Source organism: Mesorhizobium sp. CA16, from assembly GCF_020165175.1.
In the GTDB taxonomy this organism is placed as follows: domain Bacteria; phylum Pseudomonadota; class Alphaproteobacteria; order Rhizobiales; family Rhizobiaceae; genus Mesorhizobium.
The window spans coordinates 1-14,331 of sequence record NZ_JAIUHP010000024.1 but is presented as its reverse complement, the minus strand read 5'-3'; the positions used below and the strand labels follow the sequence as shown (position 1 = coordinate 14,331).

The 14,331-nt window shown below is 63.6% G+C and carries 12 protein-coding genes; 1 reads left to right on the top strand and 11 read right to left on the bottom strand.

The genetic code is table 11. The annotated features are described in order from the left end of the window. The first annotated feature begins 49 nt into the window (after positions 1 to 49). Positions 50 to 1,603, top strand: coding sequence for a putative bifunctional diguanylate cyclase/phosphodiesterase (locus LB525_RS25500; protein WP_224548706.1), 1,554 nt, complete (start codon positions 50 to 52; stop codon positions 1,601 to 1,603). 87 nt (positions 1,604 to 1,690) lie between these two features. Here the strand turns inward: LB525_RS25500 and LB525_RS25495 are convergent, their stop codons facing one another. The 11 genes from LB525_RS25495 to LB525_RS25445 form a co-directional block, all read right to left on the bottom strand. Further along, entirely contained in the window at positions 1,691 to 2,701 is a 1,011-nt protein-coding gene (locus tag LB525_RS25495; protein ID WP_224548703.1) for a class I SAM-dependent methyltransferase, read from the bottom strand. Between the two features lie 130 nt (positions 2,702 to 2,831). Further along, entirely contained in the window at positions 2,832 to 4,982 is a 2,151-nt protein-coding gene (pnp, locus tag LB525_RS25490) for a polyribonucleotide nucleotidyltransferase (protein ID WP_095765957.1), read from the bottom strand. Positions 4,983 to 5,363: 381 nt separating this feature from the next. Continuing rightward, complete coding sequence (gene rpsO, locus LB525_RS25485; protein ID WP_095765958.1) at positions 5,364 to 5,633, bottom strand: 30S ribosomal protein S15; 270 nt, start codon at positions 5,631 to 5,633, stop codon at positions 5,364 to 5,366. A gap of 189 nt (positions 5,634 to 5,822) precedes the next feature. Beyond that, positions 5,823 to 6,917 (bottom strand): magnesium/cobalt transporter CorA, encoded by a 1,095-nt coding sequence (gene corA / locus LB525_RS25480; protein WP_095765959.1) that lies wholly within the window; start codon positions 6,915 to 6,917, stop codon positions 5,823 to 5,825. A 105-nt stretch (positions 6,918 to 7,022) separates the two neighbouring features. Then, the gene (truB, locus tag LB525_RS25475) at positions 7,023 to 7,982 is read right to left on the bottom strand and encodes a tRNA pseudouridine(55) synthase TruB (RefSeq protein WP_224548692.1); all 960 of its coding nucleotides are present in this window, start codon (positions 7,980 to 7,982) and stop codon (positions 7,023 to 7,025) included. Then, positions 7,983 to 8,399, bottom strand: coding sequence for a 30S ribosome-binding factor RbfA (rbfA, locus tag LB525_RS25470; RefSeq protein WP_095765961.1), 417 nt, complete (start codon positions 8,397 to 8,399; stop codon positions 7,983 to 7,985). 123 nt (positions 8,400 to 8,522) lie between these two features. Further along, a complete protein-coding gene (gene infB, locus LB525_RS25465) occupies positions 8,523 to 11,090 on the bottom strand; it encodes a translation initiation factor IF-2 (protein ID WP_224548690.1) in 2,568 nt (855 codons plus the stop codon). Beyond that, entirely contained in the window at positions 11,087 to 11,737 is a 651-nt protein-coding gene (locus LB525_RS25460) for an RNA-binding protein (protein WP_224548687.1), read from the bottom strand. Before LB525_RS25460 ends, infB begins: the two co-directional genes overlap by 4 nt. A 32-nt stretch (positions 11,738 to 11,769) precedes the next feature. Beyond that, on the bottom strand, positions 11,770 to 13,365 hold the full coding sequence (gene nusA, locus LB525_RS25455; RefSeq protein ID WP_095765964.1) for a transcription termination factor NusA: 1,596 nt from the start codon (positions 13,363 to 13,365) through the stop codon (positions 11,770 to 11,772). A gap of 46 nt (positions 13,366 to 13,411) precedes the next feature. After that, positions 13,412 to 14,044 (bottom strand): ribosome maturation factor RimP, encoded by a 633-nt coding sequence (gene rimP / locus LB525_RS25450; protein WP_140629422.1) that lies wholly within the window; start codon positions 14,042 to 14,044, stop codon positions 13,412 to 13,414. Between the two features lie 156 nt (positions 14,045 to 14,200). Beyond that, positions 14,201 to 14,331, bottom strand: a 131-nt coding sequence (locus tag LB525_RS25445; RefSeq protein ID WP_411971049.1) for a type II toxin-antitoxin system RelE/ParE family toxin, incomplete at its 5' end; no start/stop codon positions are given.

Here is a 14,331-nt window from a genome sequence, read left to right as displayed (position 1 = left end):
CATTTTAAGGAGATATCCGCTATAAGGCCCCGCAATCTGGGGACAATGCATGCCTGCAGTCAGCAATCCCAAACGGACTCCGCTGTTCCGGCTGATCACCATCGCCAGCTCGGGCATGGGCAGTTTCATCCTTGGACTGTGGGGGCTGAGGTTCGGCTTCGGCGACGGCATGGCCGGCATGCCGGCCGAAACGATGGCGGGCGTCATTGCCGCTCTCTGCGCCCTTGCCGCCGGCGGAGCAGCACTCTCGTTCTTTGCCGGGGTCGACGAATCGGCGGCCTATGTCTTCAAGGAAACCCATTTCGACAAGCTGACCGGCCTTTTGTCGCGGCAGGCCATGGTCGGCAAGATAGCCGAGGCCGCCTCTGGGACGATCCGAACCGGCGAGCCGGTATTCTTGATCGACATCGATATCGACCGCTTCAAGCACATTAACGACGCCATCGGCTACAGCCAGGGCGACGAACTGATCTGCGCCTTCACCAGCAGGCTGACGGAGAATATGCCGGAGGATGCGGTGATCGGCCGTATCGGCGCCGGCGAATTTGCGGTGCTTTTGCCGGACCGCCAGATCAGGGGCTCGATCGAGCGGCTGATCGAGAAGCTCATCAACGAGATGATGGAGCCCTATCAGCTGCAGACGCATCTGCAGTCGGTCAGCCTGTCGGTCGGCATCGTGGCGATGCCAAAGGACGGCGTCGACCCGGTCCTGGTCCTGCGCCGCTCGAACCTGGCGCTGCAGAACGCGCGCGCCAGCGGCATCGGCAACTGGTCTGTCTTCAACGCCGACATGGGCCGCGTTGCGGACTATCGGCAATGGATCGAGTCGGAGCTGAAGACCGCTTTCGACCGAGGCGATTTCAGTCTTCACTACCAGCCGCAGCTCGACCTGCCGAGCCGCCGCATCGTCGGTTATGAGGCGCTGATCCGCTGGAAGCACCCGGAGCGCGGCATGATCCCGCCGATGGAATTCATTCCGATCGCCGAGGAAACCGGCATGATCAATCCGATCGGCGAGTGGGTGCTGCGCAAGGCCTGCAGCGACGCCCGGTACCTGCCGGAGGAATGCTTCGTCGCCGTCAACATCTCGCCTGTCCAGTTCATGACCAGGGATTTCGTCGGCATCGTGCGGGAGGTGATGGAATCGACCGGCATCAAGCCCTCGCGGCTGGAACTCGAGGTCACCGAGACGGCGATGATGCAGGACCGCGACCGCGCCGCAGCCATCCTGGAACAGCTTGCCGAGATGGGTATCTCTGTGGCCGTCGACGATTTCGGCACGGGCTATTCCAATTTGAGCTACCTGATCGATTTCTCCTTCGGCAAGCTGAAGATCGACCGTTCCTTCGTCAGCCGCATCGACACCGATTCCAGCTCCGGCGCGATCGTGTCGACCATTGTCGGCCTGTCACGGGCGCTGGGCGTGGGCATCATCGCCGAAGGCGTAGAGACCGAGAACCAGGCCACCCTGCTCCGAGCGGCCGGCTGCGAGGTTGTGCAGGGCTATCTGTTCGGCCGGCCGGCGCCGCTCAAGGTCGAGCTTGGCGAAGCGCGGTCCGCCTTCGGCACGCACGAGCCGGCCCGCATCGTCAGCCTGCAATAGAACAAGTATTCTTCCCGCCGCAATTGTGGATCCAAGGTACGGCGAAGGCGCCGAATCCACCCCGCTGCACGCTTTTCCTTGATTGCTTCAGCGGCGCGCCGAAAACACCTTGAACATGCCGTCGCGGGCGATCTCGGCATGGCTGGCGAAGGCCGCCGAGAGCGCCTGTTCGTAAGGAAGCTGGCGGTTGGCGACCATGAACAGGCGGCCGCCCGGTTTCAACGCCTTCGACGCGGCGCGGATCATGCCGGAACCGATCTCCGGCTCGGACGCGCGGCCGCGGTGAAAGGGTGGGTTCATGACGATCGCGTCGTAGCGCCGTTCGACCGCCTCGGTGAGCAGATCGGTCCAGAAGAAACGCGGCTCGACGGCGCCGCCGTGGACGTTCAACCTGGCTGCTTCCAGGGCCTCAAAATCCGCTTCGTAGAGATCGAGTGCGGTGAGGCCTTGCGGGCGCTGCAGGACTTCCACCGCCAGATAACCCCAGCCGGCGCAGAAATCAGCGACGTTGCCTTTGAGATCGTCAGGCAGGTTCGCGGCCAGCAGTTTCGAACCGGCATCGATCCGATCGAAGGAGAACATGCCAGGCCTGGTCTTGAAACCGCCTTCGATGATCAAATCGGGGTTGCCGGCGCGCAGCATCGCGGCCGTCTCCGCGCCGGCACGCTTGAACCAGAAGGCAACGCCGTGATGCTTCGGCAAATGGCCTTCGAGCGGCACCAGGGCGTTGATCCGTTTGCGCAGGCTGTCGATGCCGTCCTCCTTGCCGCCGGCAACGACAACCAGCCCGCCCGGCTGGACGCGCTCTATCGCCTCGGCGACACGCTGCTCGTTCTGGCCGCGATGGCGGCCCGCAAGCATCAACGCCAGGTCGAAGCCGGTATCCTCAGCGCGCGGCGTGACCGCGTAGCCGGACGCCTGCAGCGTTCGAAAATGTGGCCGAAAGCCTTGCACGAGATGCAGCGCCGCCTCGAAGCCGGCGGGCAAGCGGAAGCCGGACTCGGCGCCGAGAAACAGGACGCGGGCATCCTTTCGCGGCAGAGGCAGCGCCTCGGCCTCGAACGGGTAGAACAGCGTCTTCAGCGGCTCCGCGGCCATTCACCTGCTCCGTAGGACCTCTGGCCGACGCAATTCCGGACGGAAACGGTTGCCGCTTTCCTGGAACTGCCCTGAAACAAAACGGGCGCGACCTCGCGGCGCGCCCGTCTAAATTATCCGGTCAAACCGATCAGGCGGCGTCTTCCTCGCCGTCCGACTTCTTCTTGTCCTGGACGATTTCCTTGCCGGTCGCCTGGTCGACGACCTTCATCGACAGGCGGACCTTGCCGCGCTCGTCGAAGCCCATCAACTTGACCCAAACCTTGTCGCCTTCCTTGACGACGTCCGAGGTCTTGGCGACACGCTCATTGGCGAGCTGCGAGATATGGACGAGACCGTCGCGCGGGCCGAAGAAATTGACGAACGCGCCGAAGTCGGCCGTCTTGACGACGGTGCCTTCATAGATCTCGCCGACTTCCGGCTCGGCGACGATGGTGTGGATCCACTTCTTCGCCGCCTCGATCTCCTTGGCGTTCGCCGAAGCGATCTTGACCGTGCCGTCGTCCTCGATGTTGATCTTGGCGCCGGTCTTCTCGACGATCTCGCGGATCACCTTGCCGCCGGAACCGATGACGTCGCGGATCTTGTCGGTCGGGATATGCATGACCTCGATGCGCGGCGCGAATTCGCCGAGCTCGGCGCGGGCGCCGGACAGCGCATGCGCCATCTCGCCGAGGATATGCAGGCGGCCGTCCTTGGCCTGGGCAAGGGCGATGCCCATGATCTCCTCGGTGATGCCATCGATCTTGATGTCCATCTGCAGCGAGGTGACGCCGTTGGCGGTGCCGGCGACCTTGAAGTCCATGTCGCCGAGGTGGTCCTCGTCACCGAGGATGTCGGAGAGCACTGCGAAGCGCTCGCCTTCCTTGATCAGGCCCATGGCGATGCCGGCGACCGGCTTTGCCAGCGGCACGCCGGCATCCATCAGCGCCAGCGAGGTGCCGCAGACGGTCGCCATCGAGGACGAGCCGTTGGACTCGGTGATCTCCGAAACGACGCGCAGCGTGTAGGGGAACTGGTCCGCGCTCGGCAGCATCGGCCGGATGGCGCGCCAGGCGAGCTTGCCGTGGCCGATCTCGCGGCGGCCCGGCGAACCCATGCGGCCCGTCTCGCCGACGGAATAGGGCGGGAAGTTGTAGTGAAGGAGGAACTTCTCCTTGTACATGCCGGTCAGCGAATCGACATACTGCTCGTCCTCGCCGGTGCCGAGCGTGGCAACGACCAGAGCCTGGGTTTCGCCGCGTGTGAACAGCGCCGAACCATGGGTGCGCGCCAGGACGCCGACTTCGGAGACGATCTTGCGGACCGTCTTCAGGTCGCGGCCGTCAATGCGCGAGCCGGTGTCGAGGATGTTCCAGCGCACGACCTTGGCCTGGAGTTCCTTGAACACCGAGCCGATCTGCTCGGAGGTGTATTTGGCCTCTTCGCCTTCGGCCGGCGCAAACGCGGCCTTGACCTTCGACTTGACGGCGTCGACGGCGGCATAGCGCTTCTGCTTGTCGGTGATCTTGTAGGCCTCGCGAAGCTCGTCGCCGACGATCTTCAGCATCTCGGCTTCAAGCGCTGAGTAATCCGGCGCGGTGAAGTCGCGCGGCTCCTTGGCGGCGACCTCGGCCAGCTTGATGATCGCGTCGATCACAGGCTGGAAGCTCTTGTGGCCGAACACGACGGCACCGAGCATCAGTTCCTCGGAGAGTTCCTTGGCCTCGGATTCGACCATAAGCACGGCGTCGCCGGTGCCGGCGACGACGAGGTCGAGCTTGGATTCCTGCATTTCGTCGATGTGCGGATTGAGCACATACTCGCCGTTGATGTAGCCGACGCGGGCGCCGCCGATCGGGCCCATGAACGGCACGCCGGAAAGCGTGAGCGCAGCGGAGGTGGCCACGATCGACAGGATATCGGGATCGTTCTCGAGATCATGCTGAACGACGGTGACGACGATCTGGGTGTCGTTCTTGTAGCCGTCGGCGAAAAGCGGGCGGATCGGGCGGTCGATCAGGCGGGAAACCAGCGTTTCCTTTTCGCTCGGGCGGCCCTCACGCTTGAAGTAGCCGCCCGGGATCTTGCCGGCGGCGTAGGTCTTTTCCTGGTAGTTGACGGTAAGCGGGAAGAAATCGAGGCCGGGCTTCGGCTCCTTCATCGAAACGACGGTGGCGAGAACGACGGTCTCGCCATAGGTGGCGAGCACCGCGCCGTCAGCCTGGCGCGCGATCTTGCCGGTTTCCAGGATGAGCGGACGGCCGCCCCATTCGATTTCCACTTTGTGTTGATTGAACATGTCTTGTCCTTCATATGCGGAAAGGGCCGCGCCGTCCTAACGGTCACGGGTTCTCCCTTTCCTGGCTTCCTTCGGGCAGCCACGGGCAAGACAACGGGAGGCTCGTAGGTCCGGCTCATAAGCCGAGCGAGCATCCTGCAATCCTGCCCCATGACCGTCCATGGGGCGGTTCCGAATGGCCCTCTGCGCGTCCGGAACCGTGTTTGGCCGACCGATCGGCCGGCTTGTGCGCATGACGCCGGAAACCGCTGTTTCCGCAATGCGCCCTGCGCGAATGCGAATTTCTAGAGCGCGTCGCGCTCCGGCATTATCGCACCGGATCGACCGATGCGCCAACGCGCGACCGGCGGGCCCTCCGAGGAAGACCCGCCGGTCAATTCGTCAGCGACGCAGACCGAGCTTGTCGATCAGCGTCTGATAGCGCCCGTCATCCTTGCGCTTGAGGTAGTCAAGCAGGCTGCGGCGCTGGGAGACCAGAGCAAGCAGGCCACGGCGGGAATGGTTATCCTTCTTGTGGTCCTTGAAGTGCTCGGTCAGGTTCTTGATGCGCTCGGAAAGAATGGCAACCTGGACTTCCGGGGATCCGGTGTCGCCCTTGGCGGTTGCGAATTCGGTCATCAATTCCTTCTTGCGGTCGGCAGTAATCGACATCGTGCTTTTCCTTATCTGTTGGAGGAAACGGGACGCCCACAGCCGGGATGTCGTCCAGCAGGGGCCAGTGCAAGCGACGCGTCAGGGCGCGAAGCTGCGGCGCATATAGTCCAATTCCGGAATAAACACCAGCCCAAATGTCAAGCCGGCTTGTCGCAGGTCTTGCCACGAAAACAAAGGGTTCAGCGGCTATAGCCACTTCTTCCATTTGAAGAAGAAGATCAGTCCGGCGGCGACAAGCGCCATGAACAGAATTGCCACCGGATAACCGTAATAGGCTTTCAGCTCCGGCATGTTCCAGGGCGAGCTTTGCGGATCGAAATTCATCCCCCAGACGCCGACCAGGAAGGTCAGCGGCATGAAGATCACCGAGACGATCGTCAAATAGGAAATGACGTCGTTGGTGCGGGCCTGGGTCAGCGAGACATGCATCTCGATCAGGCCGGTGAGCATGTCGCGCTGGTTCTCGACCAGCTCGATCAGACGCAGCGAATGGTCGAGCGTGTCGTTGAAGAAGATCTTGGTCTCCGCCTTTACGAAGGCCACGTCGTTGCGGATCAGCGTCGCCAGCGTGTCGCGCATCGGCCACAGCACGCCTTTGAGCACGTTGGCGTCACGCCGCAATTCATGCAGCTGCCGCATCTGGTGCTTGTGCGGCTTATTCAGCATCTCGTCCTCGATGCCGTCGACCAATTCGCTCGCCGCCTCGATCGGTGGGAAATAGCTGTCGACAATGGCATCGATCAGCGCATAGGCAAGATAGTCGGCCCCGCGCGAGCGCAGGCGGTTGGGCATCGCGGCCGCAATGCGCTTGCGCACCGGATCGAACGGATCGCCTTCGCGCTCCTGGAACGTGACGACGAAATTGCCGCCGAAGAACAACGCGATCTGCTCGTAGCGATGCGAGGTGACATCGTCGATCATGCGCATGACGACGAAGGCATGATCCTCGAAGAAATCCACCTTGGGCCGCTGTCCGGTGTTGACGACGTCCTCCAGCGCCAGCGGATGCAGGCTGAAGATGCGGCCGATCTCCTCGATCAGCGGGATATTGGCAAGCCCGGTGCAATCCAGCCAGACGACAGGCCATTTCTCGCAATGCGCGTTGAGATCGTCGATCGAGGCATTGTCGATTGTTTTGTATTTCTCGGGCGAGATCAGCGTCAGCCGGAGCTCGCTGCGCCGCGCCGCCGGATCGGCGATAAGCGTGCCTGGCGACGCCCCGACCGGCGGCCGGCGGGTTTTCAGCGGTTCCCGCTTCTTGCCTGCATCGGCCTTGGCCATGAGATATCCTCGGGACTCAGCATTCGGCCTAGATTAGAGCAATTCCAGCAAAGTGCGCAGCGGTTTCCCGTCCGGAATTGCGTAAATACAAATACTTAGACCGGATTACCCGACAAAGACCCGCTTGGGCTTGAACATGCCCTGCTCGATGGCGCCGATGGCGACGAGCTTGCCGCGCGCGGTTGCGCAGGCCTCCTCGGCCTCGACCGGGGCATCGCGGCCGCGAATGATGACGGGATTGCCGAGGCGGATCTTCGTCGCCGCGTCGTCGCTGACCGCAACCTGCGGCAGGCAGTCGAGCGCCGCCGCTGTTTCGACAAGCAGCGCATCGATGGCGCTGAAATCGACCGGGGCGTCCATTTCATCGGATTTGTCGTCATCCTTTTCGCCAAAGCGGGCCGCTTCCAGCTCGGCGATAGTGACGAAATCATCCGGCGTGAACGGCTCGACCTCGACGCGGCGCAATTCGGCGACGTGGCCGAAGCAGCCGAGATCGCGGCCCATGTCGCGGGCCAGCGAACGCACATAGGTGCCCTTGCCGCATTCGACCTCGAAGACAGTCTTGTCGGCACCATGCTCGACAATATCCAAACGGCCGATTTCAATTTCCCGCGCGGGTATCTCGACTGTCTCGCCTTCACGGGCAAGGTCATAGGCGCGTTCGGCGGCGATCTTGATGGCCGAGAATTGCGGCGGCGTCTGCATGATGACGCCGGTGTATTTCGGCAGCAGCGCCCTCACCTCCGCCTCGTCCGGCCGACGGTCGGAATTGCTGGTCACCGGGCCTTCGAGGTCGTCGGTCGAGCGCTCTTCGCCCCAGGCGACGGTGAAGCGGTAGACCTTGGCGCCGTCCTGCACATAGGGAACGGTCTTGGTCGCCTCGCCGAGCGCGATCGGCAGCATGCCGGAAGCCAGCGGATCTAGCGTGCCGGCATGGCCGGCCTTCTCGGCCTGAAACAGCCATTTGATCTTGGAAACCGCCTCGGTCGAGCCCATGCCGACCGGCTTGTCCAGCACCACCCAACCGGAGACCGGCCGCCCCTTCTTCTTACCGCGACGCGCCACCTATTCCTCGTCCTTGTCGTTGTTCTTGCCGTCACCGAGATCGCGTGCGACTTCGGGCGATTTCAGCAGTTCATTGATCTTCGCGAAATTGTCGAAGGAAGTGTCGAGCCTAAAGCGAAACTCCGGCATGTACTTCATCTGCCTGAGCGCGCCGGAGACGCGGCCGCGGATGAATTTCGCGTGCCTGTTGAGCGCCTCGATCACGGCGCCGTCGTCGCCTGCGCCAAGCGGCGAGACGAAGGCGGTGGCGATCTTGAGATCGGGCGACATGCGCACCTCGGACACCGAGACGACGCTGTTCTCGATCACCGGATCGATGATCTCGCCGCGCTGCAAGGTTTCGGACAGGGCGTGACGTACCTGCTCGCCGACACGCAGCATGCGCTGGGAGGGGCCTGACGGTGTCGAACGGGGCATTTTCTCTGGTCCTGAAATCGTGAAGCGCGGGATGGGACCGCGCCACATGTCTCAACATGCATGAGGGAACTGGGCGGCAGCCTTTCGGCCGCCGCCCGTTATTATTCGGCAAGTATACCCGAATTAGAGCGTTCTGGTTACCATCTCGACGCGGAAGCACTCGATGACGTCGCCGACACGCATGTCCTCGTAGTTCTGGAAGGCCATGCCGCATTCCTGGCCGCCCGGCACTTCCGCAACCTCGTCCTTGAAGCGCTTCAGCGTCTTCAGCGTGCCTTCGTGGATCACGACGTTGTCGCGGATCAGGCGAACACCCGCGCCACGCTCGACCTTGCCTTCGGTGACACGGCAGCCGGCGATCTTGCCGACCTTGGAGATGTCGAAGATCTCGAGGATCTCGGCATTGCCGATGAAGGTCTCGCGCCGCTCCGGCGAAAGCATGCCGGAAAGCGCTGCCTTCACGTCATCGACGAGGTTGTAGATGATCGAGTAGTAGCGGATCTCGATGCCGGCCGCGGCCGCGGCCGCACGCGCCTGCGCATTGGCGCGGACGTTGAAGCCGATGATCGCCGCTCCGGACGTCTCGGCGAGCGAGACATCGCTTTCGGTAATGCCGCCGGCGCCGGCATGGACGATGCGCGCGCGCACCTCGTCATTGCCGAGCTTTTCAAGCGCGGCATTGATCGCCTCGATCGAACCCTGCACGTCGCCCTTGATGACCAGCGGGAATTCCTTCAATCCGCTCGTCTGCAGCTGCGACATCATCTGCTCGAGCGAGCCGCGCTGGCCGGCATGCTTGGCCACCGCCTTATCGCGCGCCAGGCGCTGGCGGTATTCGGTGATCTCACGGGCGCGCGCCTCGTTGTTGACGACGGCGAAGCGGTCGCCCGCCTGCGGCGTGCCCTGGAGGCCAAGCACCTCGACCGGCATTGCCGGCGGCGCTTCCGGCACATGCTCGCCGCGATCGTTGACGAGCGCGCGCACACGGCCCCACTCGTTGCCGGCGACGATGATGTCGCCCGGCATCAGCGTGCCGGTCTGCACCAGCACCGTGGCGACGGGACCGCGTCCCTTGTCCAGCTGCGCCTCGATGACCGCGCCTTCGGCGGTGCGGTCGGGATTGGCCTTGAGGTCGAGGACTTCGGACTGCAGCAGGATCGCTTCCAAGAGCTTGTCGAGATTGATGCCCTTGGTCGCCGAAACCTCGACGTCCAACACCTCACCGCCCATCGATTCCACGAACACTTCGTGGCGCAGCAGTTCGGTCCGCACCTTCTGCGGGTCGGCATCGCGCTTGTCGATCTTGTTGATGGCCACGATGATCGGCACGCCGGCCGCCTTGGCGTGATTGATCGATTCGATCGTCTGCGGCATCACGCTGTCGTCGGCCGCCACCACCAGCACCGCGATGTCGGTAACCTGCGCGCCACGGGCGCGCATGGCCGTGAAGGCCGCGTGGCCGGGCGTGTCGATGAAGGTGATCTTCTGACCATTCTTCTCGATCTGGTAGGCACCGATATGCTGGGTGATGCCGCCGGCCTCGCCGGAAACGACATTGGCGTTGCGGATGGCATCGAGCAGCGAGGTCTTGCCGTGGTCGACATGGCCCATGATGGTCACGACCGGCGGACGCGACACAAGGTCTTCCGGACGGTCGGCGATGTTGAACAGGCCTTCCTCGATGTCGGACTCGGCGACGCGGCGGACCGTGTGGCCGAATTCGGAGGCGACCAGCTCAGCCGTGTCGGCGTCGATGACGTCGCCTGGCTTCAGAATCTGGCCTTGCTTCATGAAGAACTTGACCACGTCCACGGCGCGCTCGGACATGCGCTGCGCCAGTTCCTGGATGGTGATGGTTTCGGGCAGGATCACTTCGCGCATGACTTTCTCGCGCGGCTCATTGTGAAGCGCGCGTTTGAATTTTTCCTGGCGGCGACGCATCGACGACAGCGAACGGGCGCGTGCGTCGTCATCCGACAGCGCCGAGTTCAGCGTCAGCTTGCCGCGGCGGCGATCTTCCTCGCCCTTTGTCGGCTTGGCAGGCCTTGCCACTTCCGGCGTCGCAAGACGGCGCGGTGGCGCACTCGCGGCACCGGCACCGGTACGCCTCGGCTTGGCCTCCTCCTCGTCGTCAGCGGTGGCGACATCCGCAGCCAGCGGCGCGCGGCGGCGAGCCTCTTCCTCGGCGCGCCGGCGGGCCTCGGCCTCAGTCTGCAGGCGTGCCTCCTCCTCGGCCTGACGGCGCGCGGATTCGTCGCGCTCGCGCTTGCGGCGTTCCTCTTCCTCGGCGCGGCGCTTGGCATCTTCCTGAGCGCGCAAGCGATCCTCGGCCTCGCGGGCCTTGGAGCCTTCCAGCGCCTTGCGGCGCGCTTCCATCTCGCCGCGCGAGAGCTCGTTCAGGACCATGCCGGAACGCTCCGGCGGCGGAGGCGGCGCCTTCGGCGCTTCCTGCACGACAGGCGCGGCGGCAACGGCGGGCTTCGGCGTGAAGACGGACGCAGCCACCGGTTCCGGCTTGTCGCCGGGCAGCGAGAACTTGCGCTTCTTGGTCTCGACCACGACCGACTTGGTGCGGCCATGCGAGAAATTCTGGCGCACGGTGCCCTGCTCGAGGCCGGGGCGCTTCAGCGTCAAGGTCTTCTTCGGCGTCACGCTCAACGTCTTGTCGTCGCCCGATTTCGTATCGCTCATTCCATATCCTCTGCGGCATCATCTTCGTCAGCAACGGCCGCAAGCATTGCCAGATCGTTCGGGGTACCGCCCCGATATCGGTCGAGCGCAACTACGCGCTTCTCAACCGCCTGTCCCGCGTCCTGCGCGAGAACGGCAGCATGTATCACATTTGTACCCCCCAATGCCAAGCTCAACTCGGCTTCGGGGAAAAGTTTGTAGGCAAGGATGGCCGGTCCGCCGAGATGGACGGTTGCCCGCCGCGCCTGACTGATCTTGCGGACACCGTCGTCCGAAGCCTCGGTCGCATGCAGCACCAGAAGCGCCAGCCCGTCGCGCACGGCGCCTTCGACCTTGGCGGCGCCAAGGACGACGGCGCCAGCCTTGCGAGCAAGGCCAAGCATGCCCAGAGCGGATCTGGAGAGCAGCCCGTCGACCATGCCGCCGAGATCGGCCGGAACGATCACCTGCGCCTTGAAGGCACGGGCAAACAGGTTCTTGGCCGCTGCCTTCTCGATATGTAGGCGATCGGCAGTAACCCAGCAACCGCGGCCGGGCAGATTCCTCTTGATGTCCGGAACGACGGCCGAATCCGGGCCGACGACGAAGCGGATCAGTTCATCCGCTTCGGCCTGCCTGCGCGTAACGATGCAAGTGCGATCGTTCATCTCGTCCACGGGCTTTGCGATTGGTGGTCACCTCACGCACCAACGGTTTCGTCGGCCGCTGCCTCTTCGGCAGCGAGTTCTTCCTCGGTGATCCAGCCGGCCTGCTTGCGGGCGGCGAGCACCATCTGCTCCGCCTCCGCGCGCGAGACGCCGTGGCTGGCGAGCACGCCCGGATAGACCTTGGTCTCGCCGTCCTTGCGCTCCTTCCAGCCGATCAGATCGTCGGCGGCATAGCCGGCGAAGTCCTCGACCGTCTTCACGCCGTCCTCGCCGAGCGTCACCATCATAGCGGTGGTGATGCCGGGGATGTCGCGCAGCTCGTCCTTGACGCCCAGCGCCTTGCGCTTTTCGTCGTGCTCGGCCTCGATCTTCTCCAGATATTCGCGGGCGCGGGTCTGGATTTCCGAAGCGGTGTCCTCGTCGAAGCCATCGATCGAGGAAATTTCGCCAGAGTCGACATAAGCGACTTCCTCGACGCTGGTGAAGCCTTCGGAGGCAAGCACCTGGCCGACCATCTCGTCGACGTCGAGCGCTTCCATGAAGAGCGCCGAACGCTCGACGAATTCCTTCTGGCGACGCTCGCTTTCTTCCTGCTCGGTCAGGATGTCGATATCCCAGCCGGTGAGCTGCGAGGCAAGGCGCACGTTCTGGCCGCGGCGGCCGATGGCCAACGACAGCTGGTCGTCCGGTACCACCACCTCGATGCGCTCGGCGTCCTCGTCGAGCACCACCTTGGCGACCTCGGCCGGCTGCAGCGCGTTGACGATGAAGGACGCGGCCGATGGCGACCACGGAATGATATCGATCTTCTCGCCCTGCAATTCGCCGACCACGGCCTGGACGCGGCTGCCGCGCATGCCGACGCAGGCGCCGACCGGATCGATCGAGGAATCGCGCGAGATGACCGCGATCTTGGCGCGCGAGCCCGGATCGCGGGCGACCGACTTGATCTCGATGATGCCGTCGTAGATTTCCGGCACTTCCATGGTGAACAGCTTGGCCATGAACTGCGGATGCGTGCGCGACAGGAAGATCTGCGGGCCGCGCTGCTCGCGTCGCACGTCATAGACATAGGCCCGCACGCGGTCGCCATATTTGTAGTTCTCGCGCGGGATCAGCTCGTCGCGGCGGATGATCGCCTCGCCTCGGCCGAGATCGACGATGACATTGCCGTACTCGACGCGCTTGACGGTGCCGTTGACGATCTCGCCGATGCGATCCTTGTACTCGTCATACTGGCGATCGCGCTCAGCCTCACGCACCTTCTGGACGATGACCTGTTTGGCCGACTGCGCGGCGATGCGGCCGAAATCCATGGGCGGCAGCTGCTCGGCGATGAAGTCGCCGATCTGGGCGTCGGGGTTGCGCTCGCGCGCCGTGGAAAGCGCGATCTGCGTCGCGTAGTCCTCGACCTTCTCGACCACTTCCATCAGCCGCTGCAGCTTCATCTCGCCGGTGTTCGGGTTGATGTCGGCGCGGATGTTGGTCTCCTGGCCGTAACGAGAGCGCGCCGCCTTCTGGATCGCATCGGCCATGGCGGCGATGACGATCTGCTTGTCGATCGACTTTTCACGTGCGACCGCGTCGGCGATCTGCAGCAGTTCAAGCCTGTTGGCGCTTACAACCATTGTCTTTCTCCCGATTTCGCGCCGGGCATACGGCCCGGCTACTCAATCAACTTTCCTGTTCGGTTTCGTTTTCCTCGCCGTCGGCGGCGTCTTCCGCCTCGCCACGGCGCTTCCTGGCTTCCTTGCGCGCCCGGTTGTCCTTCGACAGGGCATCGCGGATGAGATCGTCGGTCAGCACCAGCCGGGCCTCGGCGATCGCGTCGTAAGGCACGCGCACCGTCGGCTCTTCGCCATAGGCCGCCTTGTCGCGCTCGATCAGGATGCCATCGGCATCCGCCTCGGCGATCTTGCCCTTGAAGCGTTTGCGGTCGCCGACAAGAACCGATGTCTCCAGCTTGACCAGATGGCCGGTCCAGGCGGTGAAATCCGACTTGCGCACCAGCGGCCGGTCGATGCCTGGCGAGGAAACTTCCAAATGATACGCCTTTTCGATCGGATCATCGACATCGAGCGCCGGCGACACGGCGCGGCTGACCTCTTCGCAATCCTCGACGGTCATGGTGCCGTCCTCGCGTTCGGCCATGATCTGCAGCGTCAGCCCGTTCTGGCCAGTCAACTGCACCCGCACGAGCCGGAAGCCGATGGCCTTGAGCACCGGCTGCACGATCAGCGCAATGCGCGCATCGATACCGCTTTCGCGGATGATACGGTCGTCGGCCTCGCTTGCCGCTGCAGTCATCAGATCCCTGTCGCTTTTTGCTTCCGGCCGGCAGGTAACAAAAAAGAGCGGGACCGGGTGGACCCACTCTTCGTCATACCGACCAAGAATTTGAAGTTGATATAGACGATTGCCGCCGGCGTTTCAAGCCTTGAGGCACAAGGCCAGCGGTGGTGTCTACAACTGGCGCGGCCATCGTTGGGCCGCATGCATCACGGTGAGTATCTCGATCTCCTCGCCGATAACACGGTAGGGAATTATGTAGGGGACATCAGCGAGGACCAGTTCTCGTGTACCTTTCACCCGCC

Excerpts from the sequence above, each read along its gene's own strand:
- corA (WP_095765959.1), bottom strand. The coding sequence starts at position 6,917 with ATGGCCAAGGCCGATGCAGGCAAGAAGCGGGAACCGCTGAAAACCCGC.
- LB525_RS25495 (WP_224548703.1), bottom strand. The coding sequence starts at position 2,701 with ATGGCCGCGGAGCCGCTGAAGACGCTGTTCTACCCGTTCGAGGCCGAG.
- rpsO (WP_095765958.1), bottom strand. The coding sequence starts at position 5,633 with ATGTCGATTACTGCCGACCGCAAGAAGGAATTGATGACCGAATTCGCA.
- infB (WP_224548690.1), bottom strand. The coding sequence starts at position 11,090 with ATGAGCGATACGAAATCGGGCGACGACAAGACGTTGAGCGTGACGCCG.
- rimP (WP_140629422.1), bottom strand. The coding sequence starts at position 14,044 with ATGACTGCAGCGGCAAGCGAGGCCGACGACCGTATCATCCGCGAAAGC.
- rbfA (WP_095765961.1), bottom strand. The coding sequence starts at position 8,399 with ATGCCCCGTTCGACACCGTCAGGCCCCTCCCAGCGCATGCTGCGTGTC.
- pnp (WP_095765957.1), bottom strand. The coding sequence starts at position 4,982 with ATGTTCAATCAACACAAAGTGGAAATCGAATGGGGCGGCCGTCCGCTC.
- nusA (WP_095765964.1), bottom strand. The coding sequence starts at position 13,365 with ATGGTTGTAAGCGCCAACAGGCTTGAACTGCTGCAGATCGCCGACGCG.
- LB525_RS25500 (WP_224548706.1), top strand. The coding sequence starts at position 50 with ATGCCTGCAGTCAGCAATCCCAAACGGACTCCGCTGTTCCGGCTGATC.
- LB525_RS25460 (WP_224548687.1), bottom strand. The coding sequence starts at position 11,737 with ATGAACGATCGCACTTGCATCGTTACGCGCAGGCAGGCCGAAGCGGAT.